We start from the raw sequence: 18,145 nt of genomic DNA on the forward strand, positions 1-18,145 counted from the left end.
CGCGGTCTAGGGGGTCGCCGCCACCGCCGCCTGCGGCCGGATCGGCAGCCGGTTGACCGGGCGGCCGGTCGCCGCGCGGACCGCGGCCGCCACCGCCGCGGGCGAGGTGACGACCGGGACGGCGCTCGCCGCCTTCGCGCCGAAGGGGGCGACGACGTCCCGCTCCTCGACGAGCTTCACGATCCGGATGTCCGGGGCGTCCAGCGAGGTCGGCAGCGCGTAGCCGGTGAAGTCCGGGTGGCGGACCAGGCCGCGGGCGGTGCGCAGGTTCTCGGTGAGGGCCGCGCCGACGCCCTGGGTGACGCCGGCCTCGATGCGGGTGGCGAGCTGGGCGGGGTTGAGGACGCGGCCGACGTCCTGGGCGACGGCCATCTCCACGACCCGGACGGCGCCGAGTTCGATGTCGACGTCGACGACCGCGCGGATCGCGCAGAAGGCGAGGCCGACGAAGGCGTCGCCCTGCCCGGACTCGTCCAGCGGCTCGGTGGGGTGCGGGCGGCACTGGGCGGTGGCCCACAGCTCCTTGCCGTGCATCTCCTCGGCGACGGTGGTCGAGAGGACCCCGTCGTACGAGGTGATCTTGCCGTCGCTGATCTGGAGCAGCTCGGTCGACATGCCGAACTTGTGGGCCAGCGGCTGGAGGAGCTGGGTGCGGACCATCTTGGCGGCGCGCTCGACGGCGCCGCCGGAGACCCAGGTGTGCCGGCCGTGGGTGGCGGCGCCGGCCGGGGGCTGGTCGGTGTCGACGGGGGCCACGTGGACCTCGTCGACGCCGAGGGTCTCCTGGACGATCTGGCGGGCGAGGGTGGTGAAGCCCGACCCGGTGTCCACCGCCGAGCAGATGACGGTGGCGACGCCGTCGAGGACCCGGACGGTGGCGGTGGACACCTCGTCGGTGCCCTCGGCGCCGAGCATGTGCACCATGCCGAGCGCGTAACCCACGCCCCGCCGCACGGCGCCGGGTTCGCCCGCGCCCTCCGGCCCGCCGGGCAGCAGCCAGTCCTCCTCGGGGGTGTCCTTCGGGAGGGCGGGCAGCGGGAAGTCCCTCACGGCGGCGAGGAGTTCGGCGACGGGGGCGGGGCAGGTGACGGTCTGGCCGGTGGGCAGCAGATCGCCGGTGGACATGACGTTCCGCATGCGCAGCTCGGCGGGGTCGATGCCGAGGCGGGCGGCGAGCTTGTCCATCTGGGCCTCGTACGCGGCGCAGACCTGCATCGCGCCCTCGCCGCGGACGTGTCCGGACGGCGGGTTGTTGGTGCGGACCGCCCAGCCCTCGACGAAGGCGTGGGGGACGACGTACGGGCCGCAGGCGAAGGCGACGGCGGCGGCGAGGGACTCGGACGAGGAGTCGGCGTACGCGCCGGCGTCCAGCAGGATCTGGGCCTCCACCTTCACCAGGCGGCCCTCGGCGTCGGCGTGGTGGCGGTAGCGCAGCAGGGTGGGGTGCCGGTGGGCGTGGCCGAGGAAGGACTCCTCGCGGGTGGCGGTGAGCTTGACCGGGCAGCCGGTGCGCAGCGCGAGCAGTCCGAGGGGGATCTGGAAGCCGGGGTCCTCGCGGTCGCCGGTGGCGCCGGGGACGCCGGTGACGACGACCTTGACCTGCTCGGGGGTGAGGCCGAAGCAGGCGGCGGCGAGGTCGCGGTCGGTGTGCGGGTCGGTGGAGGCGGTGTACAGCTCGACGCCGCCGTCCGGGCGGGGCACGGCCAGTCCGGCCTCGGCGCCGATGGGGGCGGGGTCCTGGCGGCCGACCCGGTAGAGGCCCTCGACGACGATCTCGCCGGTGGCCTCGGGGTCGCCGAAGCGCAGCGGGATGTGCCGGATCAGGTTGCCGTCGGGGTGGAGGGGTTCGGCCTCGAACGCCTTCTCCGGGTCGGTGACGGGCTCCAGGAGCTCGTACTCGACGAGGATGGCGGCGGTGGCGAGCCGGGCGGTGTCGGGGTGGTCGGCGGCGACGGCGGCGATGGCCTCGCCGTGGTGCCGGACGAGTCCGTCGGCGAAGACGGGCCGGTCGGCGACGCGCCGGCCGTAGGTGGCCGCGCCGGGCACGTCGGCGGCCGTCACCACGGCCCGTACGCCGGGCATGGCCTCGGCGGCGGAGGTGTCGACGGAGACGATCCGGGCGTGGGCGTGCGGGGAGCGCAGGATGGCGGCCCACAGCAGGCCCTCGGCCCACAGGTCGGAGGCGTACGGGAAGGTGCCCTCGGCCTTGGCGCGGGCGTCGGCCTGCGGGAGGGAGGCGCCGAGTCCGAGGACCGGGGTCTCGGGCTCCGGCGCGGCCCCGGCGGCCTCCGCGAAGGGGAGTGTGGGAATGGCGGTGGTCGCGTCGCTGCTCACGCCCTGCCTCCGTCGTGCTGGTGCGGGATGCGGGCCGAGGCGTCGTCCTCGCCCGCGGTGACGTGTTCGCCGGCGGCGCGCTCGGCGATGACGTCCTCCACGGCCTGGAGCACGCCGTTGTAGCCGGAGCAGCGGCAGAGGTTGCCGGCGAGGGCCTGGCGGGTCTCCAGCTCGGTGGGGGCGTGGTTGCCTTCGAGCAGGTCGTGCACGGTCATGCACATGCCCGGGATGCAGAAGCCGCACTGCACGGTGCCGCAGCGCGAGAGCGCACGCTGGACGTCGGACGGCTCGCCGTCCACCGCGAGCCCCTCGACGGTCCGCACCTCGCACCCGGCGGTGGTCGCGGCCGGCACCAGGCAGGAGGCCACGAGCCGCCCGTCGACCTGGACGTTGCACGCCCCGCACTCGCCCTGCGAGCAGCCGTCCTTGGCGCCGGCGAGACCGAGCCGCTCGCGGAGCACGTAGAGCAGCGACTCGCCGATCCAGGAGTCGGTGACGGGCCGGTCGGCGCCGTTGACCCGCAGCACGTAGGAGGTGTGCGGGTGCTCGTCGCTGTCGACGGAGGTGTACGAGGGCACCGGGGCGTCCGGTGCGGCCCCGGCGGCCACGACGGCCGCGTCCGCCTCCGTCCGCGCCGCCGGCGCGTGCTCGTGGTCCGGTTCGGGTTCGGGCCCCGGCTCCGGTTCCGCGGCGGGCTCGGTCACCGGCTCCGCCACGGCCTCCGGCACCGCCCACGGCGCCGGCGCGCCGCCGGGCAGGGTCGGTGGGGCCTGCTCGTACGAGACGGGCTCGGGCGACGCGTCGAGGGCCGCCTCGGCGGGCGCGCCGGCGACCGGCACGTCCAGGGGCGCGTCCAGGGGCGCGGCCGGCGGCACGTCCGACGGCAGCTCCACGGCCTCCGGGACCACCGGCATCTCCGGGACCACCGGCATCTCCGGCACCGCAGGCACCACCGGCACGTCGGCCACCACCGGCGCCTCGGCAACCACCGGCATCTCCGGCACCACCGGCTCCGCCGGGTACGCGGTGAGCCCGTCCGCCGGCAGCTCCCACTGCCCGGTCCCGCCGAAGTGCCACTCCGCCGTCGCGTGCGGGTCGTGCTCCACGTACGGCCGGACCACCGGCGCGCCCGCGCTCTCGTCGCCGTACCCGTGCGGCTCGGGGCCCTGCTCCGGGAAGCCCTGCCCGGGCTCCGGGGCGAAGAACTCGACGCCCTCGGCCGGCTGCGCGAGCGGCTGGAGCGGCACGATCATCGGCGGCGTGTAGCCGTGGCCGGGGGCCTCCAGGGGGACGCCGTCCAGCATGAACTCCGGCGGCAGATGGACGAAGGCGGTCGCGCCCTCGTCGTACCCCTCGCTCTGCGGGATCGGCTCCCAGCCGCCCGGCGCGGCCGGGGCCGCGGTCTCGTTCTGCTCGTGGTTGCCGGTGTTCACGACAGGGCCCTCCCCAGTGCCCGGCGGGCGAGAGTGGCGACGGTGCGCCGCAGGTGCTGTACGGCGGGCGGCAGCTGCTCGCCGTCCGGCGGATCGGGGACACAGGCGGCGGCCACGTACTCGCCGAAGGCGGTCAGCGCCTCCGGGGCGAGCCCCCGGTCGTTGTCCCAGTCGACCAGGGAGGCGATCCAGCGCTCGGCCTCCAGCGGGCGCAGCGGCATCGGGGCGACCGCGCCGACGGCGCAGCGGACCCCGCGCCGGGCCGGGTCGAGGACGACGGCGACGGAGGCGGTGGCGCGGGCCGGGCCGGTGCGGCCGGTGGCCTTGAGGAAGACCTGCGGGGCGTGCAGCAGCGGCACCCGGACGAACGCCACGAGCTCGCCGGGGGCGAGCAGGTCGCGGCCCGCGAGGAGGTGCGAGACGGGGATCTCGCGGCTGCCGAGCGGGCCGACGACGACGAGGTCGGCCTCCAGGGCGGCGAGGACCGGCAGCGAGTCGCCGGTGGGGGCGGCGGTGACGACGTTGCCGCCGAGGGTGCCGGCGTTGCGGATCTGGGGCGGCCCGGCCGCGCGGGAGGCGGCGGCGAGGGCCGGGATGAGGGCGGCGAAGTCGGGGCGGCCCATGCGGGCGTGGGTGAGGCCCGCGCCGAGGAGGGCGTGGCCGTCCTGGTACTGCCAGCCGCGGATCTCGTTGATGCGGCTGAGGCCGACGAGCCCGGCGGGGCGGAGCTGGCCGCGGTTGACGGCGGCCATCAGGTCGGTGCCGCCGGCGACGGGCACGGCGGCCGGCATGGCGGTCAGCGCGGCCACGGCCTCGTCGAGCGAGGCGGGCAGCGTCACGGACTGCGCCGTCTGTGGTGCGTGCGTGGTCAACCCGCTGCCCCTTCCCGGTTGTCCCGGTCCGTCCCCGACTGTGCCCGGCCGCCGCGCCTGCGAGCGGGCGCACGGCGCGCCTGTGTGTGGGCGTACCGTACGTGCTCACAGGCCGGACGTGGCAACTCTGGCACATCTTCCGAGCCGTCCGGAGCGAGGGGCCGCGCGAGCCCCCTCCCTCCCGGGTGCCCCGGACTCCCGGGACGCCCGGGATGTCCGGAGAGCCCCCTGGACGCCCCGGGACGCCCTGACAGAGAAGGTAACTCCCGTTTCGCCGCTCCCGGGTGACCCCGGGGAGCGAGGTGGCTCACACGATCGGGGGCGGGCCGTCGATCGGGCGGCCGAGGAGGCCGGGGCGGCGCTGCCAGGGGGCGGGTCCGGTGGGCGGCCGGTAGGCGACGCCGAGGGCGTCCAGGCGCCGGTAGTGGGTCTCCATGCGGCGCAGGAAGCCGTCCGTGTCGCGGTCGTCGGGGGCGGGCAGCGCGGACCAGGCGACCTCGGCGAAGGCGGCGAGGCGGGGGAAGACCTGGTAGTCGACGCGGGCCCGGTTCTCCAGCACCTCGGTCCACACGTTGGCCTGGGTGCCGAGGACGTGCCGGGCCGCCGCCTCGGACAGGCCGGGCGGGACGGGCTCGAAGCGGTAGACGTCCTCCAGGGTGCGCACGAAGCCGATCGGGACGGGTTCGTCGGGGCCGTCGTGCTGCCGGTGGTCGAGGTAGACGTGCTGTTCGGGGCACATGACGACGTCGTGGCCGGCCTCGGCGGCGGCGATGCCGCCGCCGTACCCGCGCCAGGACGACACGGCCGCGCCCTCGGCGAGGCCGCCTTCGAGGATCTCGTCCCAGCCGATGAGGCGGCGGCCGCGGGCGGTGAGCCAGCGGTCGAAGTGGCGGATGAACCAGGACTGGAGCCCGTCCTCGTCGCCGACGCCGAGTTCCGCGATCCGGGCCTGGGCGGCCGGGGACGCCTTCCACTGGTCCTTGGGGCACTCGTCGCCGCCGATGTGCACGAACTCCGAGGGGAAGAGCTCCAGGACCTCCTCCAGGACGCCCTCGTAGAAGCGCAGCACCTCCTCGGTCGGGGCGAGGACGTTCGGGTTGACGCCCCAGGTGTCCCAGACGGTGAGGGCGGCGGTGTCGACGACGTCGGTGTTGCCGAGCCAGGGGTACGCGGCGATGGCGGCCTGCGCGTGGCCGGGGAGGTCGATCTCGGGGACGACGGTGATGTGCCGTGCGGCGGCGTGGGCGACGATCTCGCGGATGTCGTCCTGGGTGTAGTGGCCGCCGTGCGGGGTCTCGTCCCACAGCGGCGAGGCGCGGTGGCCGCGCTTGGAGCGGGCCCGCCAGGCGCCGACCTCGGTGAGGCGCGGGTACCGCTCGATCTCGATCCGCCAGCCCTGGTCGTCGGTGAGGTGGAAGTGGAAGACGTTCAGCTTGTGCGCGGCCATCAGGTCGAGCAGCCGCAGCACGTCGTCCTTGGCGGTGAAGTGCCGGGACACGTCGAGGAGGAGGCCCCGCCAGCCGAAGCGGGGGCGGTCGGCGATCTCGGTGTACGGGAGCGCCCAGGTCCGGCCGGGCAGCGGCGCCCGCCGGTACGCGTCGGGGCCGAGGAGCTGGCGCAGGGTCTGGGCGCCCCAGAAGAGCCCGGCGGGGCCGCCGCCGTCGAGGAGGACGCCGTCCCCGGTCACGGAGAGCCGGTAGCCCTCGGGGCCGTACTCCTTCCCGGTCTCCGGGGAGATCCGGAGCCGGATCGCGCCGGGTCCGGTGCCGTCGGGCAGGGGCAGCCCGGTGGCGGCGCCGAGCACGGTGCGCAGCCAGCGGGCGGTGCCCCCGGTGCCGGGTCCGGCGTCCAGGGCGGTGGTGGCGTCGAGCGCGCGGCTGCCCCGGGGGTGGCGGGCCGTCAGGGGTGCCGGGATCAGATCCGTCTCTGTCATCACGTCAGTCCTTCACCGCCCCGCCCAGTCCGGAGACGAGACGGCGCTGTACGAGTACGAAGAAGACGAGCACCGGGAGGGTCATCACGGTCGAGCCGGCCATGATGCCTCCCCAGTCGTTCTCGTCGGGCTTGAAGAAGACCAGCAGCGCCATCGGGAGGGTGGACTGCGAGGTGTCGCTGATGAGGAACGACTTGGCGAAGAGGAAGTCGTTCCAGGTGGAGATGAACGAGAAGACGCTGGTGGCCACGAGGCCGGGCAGGACCAGCGGGAAGAGGATCGTCCACAGGAAGCGGGCGTGGCTCGCCCCGTCGATCCGGGCCTGCTCCTCCAGCGCCTCCGGCACGGCCCGGACGAAGCCGCGCAGCATCCAGATCGCGAACGGCAGCGAGAAGGCGAGGTGCGGGAGGACGAGCGAGCCGAGGGTGTTGAGGAGTCCGGCGTCCCGCATGAGGAAGAAGAGCGGGATGGTCAGTGCCTCGACCGGCACCATCTGCGCCACCAGGAACATCACCAGGAGGGTGGTGCGGAACCGGAAGCGGAAGCGGGTGACGGCGGTGGCCGCGAGGAAGGCGATGACGGCGGAGGCGAGGACGACCGCCGTCGCCACCAGCAGGCTGTTGAGGAAGTAGCGGCCGAAGTCCTGCTGCTCGAAGACGCGCCGGAAGGAGTCGAGGGACGGCGAGAGCGTCCACGGCCGGGGTTCGGTCGACTGGATCTCGCCGGCCGGCTTGAGGGCGGAGAGGACCATCCAGTACAGCGGGAAGGCGACGACGACGGCGGTGAGCAGGGCCGCCGTCTCGGCGAGCAGCCGCCCGGGGCGGCGGACGCCGGGGATGCGGAACGCGGTCACAGCTCCTCCCCCTGACGGCGCAGCAGCCGCAGGTACACCAGGGTGACCGCGAGCAGGAGCAGCAGCATGACGACGCCGATGGCGGCGCCCAGGCTGTACTGGGAGGAGGCGAACGCCTGCTGGTAGGCGTAGACGTTGAGGACGAGGTTCTGGCCGGCGATGCCGCCGCCGTTCGTCATCACGTAGATCTGGGTGAAGACCTTGAAGTCCCAGATGACGGACTGGATGGTGACGACGGCGAGGATCGGGCGGAGCAGGGGCGCGGTCACGGTGCGCCAGATCCGCCACGGGGAGGCGCCGTCGAGGGCGGCGGCCTCCAGGACCTCGGTGGGGACGGCCCGGATCCCGGCGTAGACGGTGACCATCACGAAGGGGAACGAGCACCAGACGACTTCGAGGAGGACGAGCGCGAAGGCGCTGTACCGCCCGTAGGTCCAGGAGTAGTCGCCGAGGCCGAGGAGTCTGTTGACGGGGCCGAAATCGGCGTCGAAGAGGAAGACCCAGACGGTGGAACCGGTGACGGCGGGGGTGGCCCAGGCGCCGAGCGCGGCCAGCATCAGGGCGAGGCGGGGCAGGGCCCGTACCCGGGTGAGGAGGACGGCGAGGGCGCAGCCGACGGCGAGGGTGCCGGCGACGCAGGCGGCGGCGAAGACGACGGTGGCGAGCAGGACCTGGCGGAACTGCGGGTCGGCGAAGAGGGCCGTGTAGTTGGCGAGGCCCCGGAAGGAGGTGGGTTCGCCGCCGCTGACCTGGGCCTGGGTGTACTCCAGGAAGGAGATCAGGCCGAGCTGGTAGACGGGGTAGACGAGGAGGGCGCCGAGGACGGCGAGGGCGGGCAGCAGGTAGAGCCAGGGGGTCCAGGCGGAGGTGCCGGTGCGGGAGTTCGCGGTACGGCTCCGGGGCCGGCGGGCGGGCGGTCGCGCGGCGCCGGGGGGCGTGGGCGGCGCGGTGGCGGTGGCGGTCATCGGGTTCAGCCCGCCTCGGCGAAGGCCGCGTCCATCTTCTTCGCCGCGTCGGCGGCGGCGTCCTTCACGTCCTTCCGGCCGCTGGCGATCTCCTGGAGCATCGTGGGGACGACGAGCGAGGAGTCGATGCGGCCCCAGGCGGCGGTGGCGGGCACGAACCTCGTGCCGGCGGCGAGGGTGTCGATGAAGGGCTTCACGAAGGGCTTGCGCGCGGCGGCGGCGGTGCGGACGTCGGTGAAGGTGGGCAGGAAGCCCATCGCGTCGAACAGCCTGGCCTGGGTCTCCTTGCCGGCGAGGGTCTTCGTCAGCTCGACGGCGAGGGTGCGGTGGGCGGTGGACTTCAGGACGCCGATGTTGTTGCCGCCGGCGAAGGCGGGGGCGACGGAGCCGGGCGTGGTGCCGGGGAGCGGGACGACGGCGTACTTGCCCTTGACCTGGCCGGCCTCGACGGCGGCGTGGCTGAAGTCGCCGCCGATGGCCATGCCGGCCTTGCCGGCGGCGAAGGCGGTGACGGTGGCGTTGCCGCCCATCTGGGCGCAGGTGGCGGCGGGGCAGTTGTCGTCGCGGAGGAGCGAGGTGTAGGCGGTGAGGCCGCGGACGGCGGCGTCGCTGTTCAGGGCGGCCTTGTAGGCGCCGGAGGCGTCCTTGACGGCGAGGTCGCCGCCGGCGGCCCAGACGAAGGGGAGGGCGCCGTAGGTGTAGGCGCCGCCGACGGCGATGCCGTACAGCTCGGGCCTGGCCTTGCGTATCTTCTTCGCGGTCGCGACGAGTTCGTCCTGGCTCTGGGGGGCGGTGAGGCCGAGGTCGCGGAAGACGTCGGTGCGGTAGTAGAGGGCCCTGACGCCGACGAAGAGCGGGGCGCCGTAGACCTTTCCGCCGACGGTGACGGACTCGCGGGCGGTGGGGTCGGTGTCCTTCGCCTGGTCCCAGGCGGTGAACTCGGCGGTGAGGTCGGCGAGTCCGCCGTCCTTCACGTATCCGGCGGTGTCGGTGTTGCCGTACTCGATGACGTCGGGGGCGGACTTCGGGTCGTTGAAGGCCGCCTTGACGCGCTGGGCGCGGGTCTCGACGGGGATGTACTCGACCTCGACCTCGGCGCCGGGGTGTTTCTCCTCGAAGGCGGCGACGGCCTCGTCGACGACCTTCTCCTTGGGCTGGTTGGCGACCTCCTGGAAGAGCCAGACGCGCAGGGTGCCGGTCTTCTCGTCGCCGCCGGCGGCGGGGGCGGAGGTCTGGGGCGCGCAGGCGGCGAGGACGAGGGCGGCGAGCGGCAGGGCGACGGGGGCGGTGATCCGGGCAGGAAGCTTCATGGCGGTTCCCCTCCGAGCGTACGTTGCAACATGCGCAACGGGCGTTTCGTGCTGCACAACAACAGCGGTGAGGTTAGGCGCGCCCGCCGATCACGACAAGAGGTCTCGACCACTTCCCGCCCGCGGAGGAGCCCCGCGCGGGCCCGGGCGAACGAAAACGGCCCCCGCCGCGCGCACCGCTGGTGCGCACGACGGGGGCCGCCCCCGACAGGATCCGGAGGGGTTACTTCCCCTTGCCGCCCTTGTCCTTGTCCTTGTCGCCACCCGAGCCCATGGACTCGTAGATCTCCTTGCACATGGGACAGACCGGGTACTTCTTGGGGTCGCGCCCCGGCACCCAGACCTTGCCGCACAGGGCGACGACGGGAGTGCCGTCGAGGGCACTCGCCATGATCTTGTCCTTCTGGACGTAATGGGCGTAGCGCTCGTGGTCGCCGTCACCGTGGGACACCTGCGGCGTCGGCTCGACGAGGGTTCCCGTACCTGCCCCGCGCTCGGGCTCGAGAGTGCTCATGGCACCCAAGGGTACTGGGAGCCGCGGGACTCAGTTGAGCGAAGGGTCGTCCGGGTAGGTCGCGACCATCGCGAGGTCGCCGCGCTGGCGACGGAGGACCTGCCGCCAGAGGGTCTCCGGGGTCGGCGAGGAGACGTCGCCGGGCTCGGACTCGACGACGTACCAGGCGCCCTCGGTCAGTTCGGCCTCCAGCTGGCCGGGGCCCCAGCCTGCGTAGCCGGCGAAGATGCGGAGCGCGCCGAGGGCGGGACCGAGCAGCTCCGGCGGGGTCTCCAGGTCGACCAGGCCGATCGCGCCGAAGACCCGGCGCCAGCCGATCGGCCCCTCGTCGCCGGGGATGACGGCGAGGCCGAGGGCCGCGTCGAGGGAGACCGGGCCGCCCTGGAAGACCACGCCCGGCTCACCGGCCAGACCCGCCCAGGGGGCCAGCACGTCTCCGACGGTGACGGGGGTGGGCCGGTTGAGGACGACGCCGAGCGAGCCCTCGTCGTCGTGGTCGAGCAGCAGCACCACCGCGCGGTCGAAGTTCGGGTCCGCGAGGGCGGGGGTGGCCACGAGCAGCCGTCCTGTGAGCGAGGACACCTCGGTCATGCGACACATGATCCCGCATCTTCGGCGCGAGCGGGGGTTCTCGGGCGCAATGCCGGGAAACCCGCGGAAGCCGAGGCGAGCCTCGCAGGTCGGGAGGGGCGGGACAGGAGGGCCCGGACCGCCCGCGCGGGACAACCGGACGGTGACAGTCCGCAAGATCGCGGAAACGGAGGGTGTTGTGCCGAATTCATTACATCTGACAGGCACCCCGACCGGCCCGATCGGGGTCCAATGGCCCCTTACCCTTTTCTCTGGCCACCCGACCGACGACTCCGGAACGCGAGATTCATGACCGGCACAGACGATGTCCTGCTTGTCCACGGCGGAACCCCGCTGGAGGGCGAGATCCGCGTTCGCGGCGCGAAGAACCTCGTGCCCAAGGCGATGGTCGCCGCCCTGCTCGGCAGCGGCCCCAGCAGACTGCGCAACGTGCCCGACATCCGTGACGTCCGCGTCGTGCGCGGACTGCTGCAGCTGCACGGAGTGACGGTCCGCCCCGGCGAGGAGCCGGGCGAGCTGGTGCTCGACCCGACCCACGTCGAGTCCGCCAACGTCGCCGACATCGACGCCCACGCCGGCTCGTCGCGCATCCCGATCCTCTTCTGCGGCCCCCTGCTGCACCGCCTCGGCCACGCCTTCATCCCGGGCCTCGGCGGCTGCGACATCGGCGGCCGGCCGATCGACTTCCACTTCGACGTGCTCCGCCAGTTCGGCGCGACCATCGAGAAGCGGGCCGACGGCCAGTACCTGGAGGCCCCGCAGCGCCTTCGCGGCTGCAAGATCCGCCTCCCGTACCCCTCGGTCGGCTCGACCGAGCAGGTGCTGCTCACGGCGGTCCTCGCCGACGGCGTCACCGAGCTGTCGAACGCGGCCGTGGAGCCCGAGATCGAGGACCTGATCTGCGTCCTGCAGAAGATGGGCGCGATCATCTCCATGGACACCGACCGGACCATCCGGATCACCGGTGTCGACAAGCTCGACGGCTACACCCACCGGGCCCTCCCGGACCGCCTGGAGGCGGCCTCCTGGGCGTCCGCGGCGCTCGCCACCGAGGGCAACATCTACGTGCGCGGCGCCCAGCAGCGCTCGATGATGACCTTCCTCAACACCTACCGGAAGGTCGGCGGCGCCTTCGAGATCGACGACGAGGGCATCCGCTTCTGGCACCCGGGCGGCTCGCTCAACGCGATCCACCTGGAGACCGACGTCCACCCCGGCTTCCAGACCGACTGGCAGCAGCCGCTGGTGGTCGCCCTGACGCAGGCGTCCGGCCTCTCCATCGTCCACGAGACGGTGTACGAGTCCCGGCTCGGCTTCACCTCGGCGCTGAACCAGATGGGCGCCCACATCCAGCTGTACCGCGAGTGCCTGGGCGGCTCGGACTGCCGCTTCGGCCAGCGGAACTTCCTCCACTCGGCGGTCGTCAGCGGCCCCACCCGCCTCCAGGGCGCCGACCTGGTCATCCCGGACCTGCGCGGCGGCTTCTCGTACCTGATCGCGGCCCTCGCCGCCCAGGGCACGAGCCGGGTGCACGGCATCGACCTGATCAACCGCGGCTACGAGAACTTCATGGAGAAGCTCGTCGAGCTCGGCGCCAAGGTCGAGCTGCCGGGCAGCGCGCTGGTCTGAGGCCCGGCCCCCCCGGCCCCCTGCCGGGGGGGCCGGGGGTCGTCCCCCGGGCGAGCACAGCTTGGAGAAGCTCGTCGAGCTCGGCGCGAAGGTCGAGCCGCCGGGCAGCGCGCTCGTGCAGGACACCTGGCGGAAGGCCCTGCGGGGCCTTCTCCCGGACGTACGGAAGGGCGGCCACCCCGGAGGGGGTGGCCGCCCTTCGCGTGCGCCTACAGGCCGCTTACTTGCCCTTGGCGGCTTCCTTGAGCTTCGAGCCCGCGGAGACCTTCACGCTGTAGCCGGCCGGGATGTTGATCGGGTCGCCGGTCTGCGGGTTACGAGCGGTGCGAGCGGCACGGTGGGTGCGCTCGAAGGTCAGGAAGCCGGGGATGGTGACCTTCTCGTCGCCCTTGGCGACGACCTCGCCGACGGTCTCGGCGAGGGCGGCCAGCACGGCGTCGGCGTCCTTGCGGGTCACCTCGGCGCGGTCGGCCAGCGCGGCCACCAGCTCACTGCGGTTCATGTTGTTACTCCCGTGTTCTTCTTGCCTGTGAGGCGTGAGATCGAAGCCGATGCTGCCAGGGGCCTCGGACAGTCCCCGGAACCGGGTCTGCCTCTCGTGGATCCCTCGCGCCCTGGGGGTTCCCCCCTGGACGAAGTCCTCGGGGGAGCATCCTGCCCCCACCAGCGGCGGGAACGCCAATCCGGCACCCCCTGGGGTCACACGGAAAGCGCCGGAGCCCCCTGGTGGTGACGTAGCGTCGACTCCCCGCAAACGGTGCGGAGCCGAAAAGCCACCCTAAAGGCGGGTTTACGGCTCCGCGAATCGCGACACGCTCGGGGTACCGCTCCCCGGTGACCTCAGACGCCCGCGCCCGCCGCCTTCGCGGCGGTCCGGACGGCCCCGGCGACCGCGCCCGCGACCTTGTCGTTGAAGACCGACGGGATGATGTAGTTCGGGTTCAGCTCGTCCTCGGTGACGACGTCCGCGAGGGCCGCGGCGGCCGCCAGCATCATCTCGGTGTTCACCGTGCGGGACTGCGCGTCGAGCAGACCGCGGAAGACGCCGGGGAAGACCAGGACGTTGTTGATCTGGTTCGGGAAGTCCGAGCGGCCGGTGGCGACGACGGCGGCGGTCTGCCGCGCGGCGGCGGGGTCGACCTCCGGGTCGGGGTTCGCGAGCGCGAACACGATGGAGTCCTCGGCCATCGCGGCCACGTCCGCCGCGTCCAGCAGGTTCGGGGCCGACACGCCGATGAAGACGTCCGCGCCGACGACGGCCTCCTTGAGGGTGCCGGTGACGCCCTCCGGGTTGGTGTTGTCGGCGATCCAGCGCAGCGGGGAGTCGGCCGGGGCGGCCACTAGGTCCTCACGGCCGGCGTGCACGACGCCGTGGATGTCGGCGACGACCGCGTGCTTCACGCCCGCGGCGATCAGCAGCTTCAGGATGGCCGTACCGGCCGCGCCGGCGCCGGACATGACGACCCGGACGTCCCCGATGCCCTTGCCGACCACGCGGAGCGCGTTGGTGAGGGCGGCGAGGACGACGATGGCGGTGCCGTGCTGGTCGTCGTGAAAGACCGGGATGTCCAGGGCCTCGCGGAGCCGCGCCTCGATCTCGAAGCAGCGGGGCGCCGAGATGTCCTCCAGGTTGATGCCCGCGAAGCCGGGGGCGATGGCCTTGACGATCGCCACGATCTCGTCGGTGTCCTGGGTGTCCAGGCAGATCGGCCAGGCGTCGATGTCGGCGAAGCGCTTGAAGAGGGCCGCCTTGCCCTCCATGACCGGCATGGCCGCCATCGGGCCGATGTTGCCGAGGCCGAGGACGGCGGAGCCGTCGGTGACGACCGCGACGGTGTTGCGCTTGATGGTGAGGCGGCGGGCGTCCTCGGGGTTCTCGGCGATCGCCATGCACACGCGGGCGACGCCCGGGGTGTAGATCATCGAGAGGTCGTCACGGTTGCGGATGGGGTGCTTGGACGCCATCTCGATCTTGCCGCCGAGGTGCATCAGGAACGTGCGGTCCGAGACCTTGCCGAGGACGACGCCCTCGATGCCCCGCAGCCGCTCGACGATCTCGTCGGCGTGCGCGGTGGAGGTCGCGGCGATGGTGACGTCGATCCGGAGCTTCTCGTGACCCGAGGCGGTGACGTCGAGGCCGGTGACGGAGCCTCCGTGGGACTCGACCGCAGCCGTGAGCTGCGAGACCGCGGTGCCGCTCGCGGGCACCTCCAGCCGGACCGTCATCGAGTACGAGACGCTGGGCGCCGTTGCCATGGCCGGGTTCCTCTGCTTTCCCTAGCTTCGTTGCTACGCCGCCCCGGCTGGTTGCCCTGGCGGCGCCCTCCGATCGTCGCACCTACCCGCCGGTAGCAGGTAATGCGGTCATTTTGTTTTCGGAAAGTAGTTTCCACCATACGAGAGATGCGGGAGCAACAGAAGAGGCCCCGGTCATCGGAAGACGACCGGGGCCTCAACTTCGTATGTATGTCTAAGTGACACCGACCCGCCATGCTCGCCTCGCGGCAAGTGGTCCCTCTGAGGGACGAAGGTTGGGCCCGGGGGCTTGGATCGAGCCGGTGTCACGACAAGGCTAACAAAGCCTCCGCGAAGGTGATTCCCCTGGCGCGTGTTGACCGGAAATCACCCTCGGGAGCCCTCGTTCCGCGTCCCGTACCCAGCCCCGCCCTCAGTCCCGTCCTCAGTCCCGTCCTCAGTCCCGCAGGAGGTCCGGGACCCCGGCCGCGTCCGGCAGGTCCCGCTCGCCCGCGAGCACGGTGAGCGCCTGCGTCGACCGGGTGAGGGCCACGTAGAGGACCCGCAGGCCCGCCGGGGACTCGTCGGCGATCTCGGCCGGGGAGACGACGAGGGTGGCGTCGTACTCCAGGCCCTTCGCCTCCAGCGAGCCGAGCGCGACCACCCGGTCGCCGAGCCCGTCGAGCCAGCGGGCGGCCTCCGTACGCCGGTCCATGGCGACGACCACGCCGACCGTGCCCTCGACCTCGGCGAGCAGCCGCTCCGCCTCGGACCGCACGGATCCGGCCAGGTCACCGCCCTCGCCGACGGCGACGAACCGGGGCTCGACGCCGGTCGAGCGGACCGCCTTCGGGGACTCCTTGCCCGGCATGGCGAGGGCCAGGACCTTGGCGGCCAGCTCGGCGATCTCCGCCGGGTTGCGGTAGTTCACGGTCAGCTCGAAGCGGCGGCGCGGCCGGGAGCCGAGCGCCTCGTCACGGGCGGCGGCGGCCTCGTCCGGGTCCGACCAGGAGGACTGGGCCGGGTCCCCGACGATCGTCCAGGTGGCGTGCCGGCCGCGGCGACCGACCATCCGCCACTGCATCGGGGTGAGGTCCTGGGCCTCGTCGACGATCACGTGGGCGTACTCGGTGCGCTCGGCGGCCAGCCGCTCGGCCCGCTCCCGCTGGGTCTCCTCCCGTACCGGCATCAGCTCCTCCAGGCCGGTGAGCTGGTCCAGCGGGTCGTACTCCCGCTTCCGCTTCGGCCGGGCGGGGGCGCCGAGCAGGGTGTGCAGCTCGTCCAGGAGGGCGACGTCGTGGACCGAGAGGCCCGGGCGGCGCAGCGAGCGGGCGACGCGGCGGACCTCGCCGGGGTTGAGGACCCGGCGGGCCCAGCGGCCGAGCCGCTTCTCGTCGGCCATGGCGTCCAGCACCCGGCGCGGGGCCAGCTCCGGCCACCAGGCGTCGAGGAAGCCGGTGAAGGAGTCCTCGGTGGAGACGTCCTCGTCGAAGGAGGAGCGCAGCTCGGCGGCGAGCTCGGGGTCGCTGTGCCGGCCGGCGGCGCCCGACTTGGCGTAGAGGGCGTCGAGGAGCAGGCGGCGGGCGCGGGGGCGGAGCAGGTTGACGGGGGCGGTGCCGGAGAGCACGTTCTGCCGGATCCGCCGCAGCTCGCCCTCCTCCAGTTCGAGGCGGCGCCCGAAGGCGACCACCCGGAGCAGCTTGGGCGTGTCGGGGCCCTCCAGGGCGCCGCGTGCGGCCTTGCGGAGCACGGCGAGCATCCGCGACGAGCCCTTGACCCGCGAGACGGCGGGCTCGTCGTACGCGTCGGCCTCGGCCCCGTCGACGAGGTTGCCCAGCGCCCGGATGGCGACCTGCCCCTCCTCGCCGAGGGAGGGCAGCACGCCCTCGGTGTACGAGACGAGCAGCGGCGTCGGCGAGACGATGAGGATGCCGCCGGCGTACCGCCTGCGGTCCTGGTAGAGCAGGTACGCGGCCCGGTGCAGCGCCACGGCGGTCTTCCCGGTGCCCGGCCCGCCCTCGACGTAGGTGACGGAGGCGGCGGGGGCGCGGATGACGAGGTCCTGCTCGGCCTGGATGGACGAGACGATGTCCCGCATGGTGTGGCTGCGGGCCTGGCCGAGAGCGGCCATCAGGGCGCCGTCGCCGATGACCGGCAGTTCGGCGCCGCGGAGGCTGGCCTTCAGCTCCGGGCGCATGAGGTCGTCCTCGACGCCGAGGACCCGGCGGCCCTTCGACCGGATGACCCGGCGGCGGACGACCCGGCCCGGCTCGACGGGGGTGGACCGGTAGAAGGGCGCGGCGGCGGGGGCGCGCCAGTCGATGACGAGCGGGGAGTAGTCGGCGTCCAGGACGCCGATGCGGCCGATGTGCAGGGTCTCGCCGATGTCGGCGGTGTTGTCGGGCCGGATGGCGTCGTCGGCGGGCTCGACGGAGGTGTAGGCGCCGTCGGGCCCCTTGACCCCGTCCTTCCCCTCCAGCAGGTCGATCCGCCCGAACAGGAAGTCCTCGAACTCGTTGTTGAGCCGGTTCAGGTGGATCCCGGCGCGGAAGACCTGGGCGTCGCGCTCGGCGAGGGCTCCGGGCGTGCCGACGTGCCCCTTCTGCGCGGCGTCGTTCATCAGGAACTCCGCCTCGTGGATCTTCTCCTCCAGGCGGCGGTAGACCTGGTCCAGATGTTCCTGCTCGACGCCGATCTCACGGTCTCTGACCGTGTCGACGGCTTCCTGCGCGGCCACTAAGGCCCCCTTCTGACGTGCACTGGGCAGCCGTCAAAGGTACGCCACCGGTGGCCGCCGTGTCAGGCGAGGGGCGGCGGCTGATCGTGCAGGATCCGCTGGAAGAGGTGGTGGTCGCGCCACGCGCCGGCGATGTGCAGGTACCGGGGCGCGGTCCCGATCCGCTCGAACCCGGCCTTGGCGAGGACGCGCTGCGAGGCGTGGTTGTCGAGCAGCGTGGACGCCTCGATCCGGTGCAGCCCGAGCTCGTCCCGCGAGGCGCGCAGCACCTCGGCGACGAGCAGGGAGGCGATGCCGCGGCCGACGCGCTCGCCGTCCACCCAGTAGCCCAGGGACGCGCTGCGGAACGGCCCCAGCACGATCCCGGAGAGGATCGCGGCCCCGACGATCCGCTCCCCTTCGAAGGCGAACCACCGCCGGCCGCCGTCGGCGAGCCGCTCGGCCTGCGCCTCGGCGGTGTAGTACCGCTCGGCGCGGTAGGGCTCGGTGGCCCGCATGTGCGCCCGGTTCCGCGCCAGCGCGTCCGCGAGCGCCGCGGCGTCCGCCCCCCGCCCCTCCCTGACCCCCACACTCTCCATACCCGCACGGTACCCGGCCCCGCACACCCGGCGCCTGCGCGTCCGTTGTGGGCTGCACGCGGCGCCCGCGCCGTCCGTTGTGGGCAATCGTTCCGCCCCTTGCGGAACGCCTGCCCACACGGAGGCCCGGCCAGCGGGCGCCGCCCAGAAGCCGCGCCCGG

At 73.4% G+C, this 18,145-nt stretch carries 14 protein-coding genes; 1 reads left to right on the plus strand and 13 read right to left on the minus strand.

Annotated features, from left to right (window positions below; all coding sequences use genetic code 11):
* Nucleotides 1-6: 6 nt before the first annotated feature.
* The 9 genes from ABFY03_RS14765 to ABFY03_RS14805 all read right to left on the minus strand — a co-directional run bounded on the left by ABFY03_RS14765 (nucleotide 7) and on the right by ABFY03_RS14805 (nucleotide 10,805).
* Complete coding sequence (locus ABFY03_RS14765; RefSeq protein WP_319009377.1) at nucleotides 7-2,334, minus strand: xanthine dehydrogenase family protein molybdopterin-binding subunit; 2,328 nt, start codon at nucleotides 2,332-2,334, stop codon at nucleotides 7-9.
* Nucleotides 2,331-3,767, minus strand: coding sequence for a (2Fe-2S)-binding protein (locus tag ABFY03_RS14770; RefSeq protein ID WP_346170092.1), 1,437 nt, complete (start codon nucleotides 3,765-3,767; stop codon nucleotides 2,331-2,333). Before ABFY03_RS14770 ends, ABFY03_RS14765 begins: the two co-directional genes overlap by 4 nt.
* Nucleotides 3,764-4,639: an FAD binding domain-containing protein gene (locus ABFY03_RS14775; protein WP_319009379.1), complete on the minus strand. Its 876-nt coding sequence runs from the start codon at nucleotides 4,637-4,639 to the stop codon at nucleotides 3,764-3,766. Before ABFY03_RS14775 ends, ABFY03_RS14770 begins: the two co-directional genes overlap by 4 nt.
* A 307-nt stretch (nucleotides 4,640-4,946) precedes the next feature.
* Nucleotides 4,947-6,572 (minus strand): beta-N-acetylhexosaminidase, encoded by a 1,626-nt coding sequence (locus ABFY03_RS14780; protein WP_319009380.1) that lies wholly within the window; start codon nucleotides 6,570-6,572, stop codon nucleotides 4,947-4,949.
* A gap of 4 nt (nucleotides 6,573-6,576) precedes the next feature.
* Complete coding sequence (locus ABFY03_RS14785; RefSeq protein WP_319009381.1) at nucleotides 6,577-7,425, minus strand: carbohydrate ABC transporter permease; 849 nt, start codon at nucleotides 7,423-7,425, stop codon at nucleotides 6,577-6,579.
* Nucleotides 7,422-8,390: a carbohydrate ABC transporter permease gene (locus ABFY03_RS14790; RefSeq protein ID WP_346170093.1), complete on the minus strand. Its 969-nt coding sequence runs from the start codon at nucleotides 8,388-8,390 to the stop codon at nucleotides 7,422-7,424. Before ABFY03_RS14790 ends, ABFY03_RS14785 begins: the two co-directional genes overlap by 4 nt.
* A 5-nt stretch (nucleotides 8,391-8,395) precedes the next feature.
* Nucleotides 8,396-9,700, minus strand: a complete 1,305-nt coding sequence (locus ABFY03_RS14795) for an extracellular solute-binding protein (protein ID WP_346170094.1) — start codon at nucleotides 9,698-9,700, stop codon at nucleotides 8,396-8,398.
* Nucleotides 9,701-9,923: 223 nt separating this feature from the next.
* Nucleotides 9,924-10,214: a DUF3039 domain-containing protein gene (locus ABFY03_RS14800; protein WP_037879418.1), complete on the minus strand. Its 291-nt coding sequence runs from the start codon at nucleotides 10,212-10,214 to the stop codon at nucleotides 9,924-9,926.
* Nucleotides 10,215-10,244: 30 nt separating this feature from the next.
* Nucleotides 10,245-10,805 (minus strand): YqgE/AlgH family protein, encoded by a 561-nt coding sequence (locus ABFY03_RS14805; protein WP_319009384.1) that lies wholly within the window; start codon nucleotides 10,803-10,805, stop codon nucleotides 10,245-10,247.
* Between the two features lie 288 nt (nucleotides 10,806-11,093).
* Here ABFY03_RS14805 and murA point away from each other — a divergent pair, with 288 nt between their 5' ends.
* Entirely contained in the window at nucleotides 11,094-12,434 is a 1,341-nt protein-coding gene (murA, locus tag ABFY03_RS14810) for a UDP-N-acetylglucosamine 1-carboxyvinyltransferase (RefSeq protein WP_031008410.1), read from the plus strand.
* Between the two features lie 220 nt (nucleotides 12,435-12,654).
* Here the strand turns inward: murA and ABFY03_RS14815 are convergent, their stop codons facing one another.
* From ABFY03_RS14815 to ABFY03_RS14830, 4 genes are all read right to left on the minus strand, one after another.
* Nucleotides 12,655-12,936 (minus strand): HU family DNA-binding protein, encoded by a 282-nt coding sequence (locus ABFY03_RS14815; RefSeq protein WP_017237029.1) that lies wholly within the window; start codon nucleotides 12,934-12,936, stop codon nucleotides 12,655-12,657.
* Between the two features lie 338 nt (nucleotides 12,937-13,274).
* Nucleotides 13,275-14,690: an NAD-dependent malic enzyme gene (locus ABFY03_RS14820; protein WP_319009385.1), complete on the minus strand. Its 1,416-nt coding sequence runs from the start codon at nucleotides 14,688-14,690 to the stop codon at nucleotides 13,275-13,277.
* A 436-nt stretch (nucleotides 14,691-15,126) separates the two neighbouring features.
* On the minus strand, nucleotides 15,127-17,406 hold the full coding sequence (locus tag ABFY03_RS14825; protein WP_346170095.1) for a HelD family protein: 2,280 nt from the start codon (nucleotides 17,404-17,406) through the stop codon (nucleotides 15,127-15,129).
* Nucleotides 17,407-17,468: 62 nt separating this feature from the next.
* Nucleotides 17,469-17,984: a GNAT family N-acetyltransferase gene (locus ABFY03_RS14830; RefSeq protein ID WP_319009387.1), complete on the minus strand. Its 516-nt coding sequence runs from the start codon at nucleotides 17,982-17,984 to the stop codon at nucleotides 17,469-17,471.
* Nucleotides 17,985-18,145: the final 161 nt, after the last annotated feature.

Source organism: Streptomyces roseofulvus (assembly GCF_039534915.1).
Lineage (GTDB): Bacteria > Actinomycetota > Actinomycetes > Streptomycetales > Streptomycetaceae > Streptomyces > Streptomyces roseofulvus.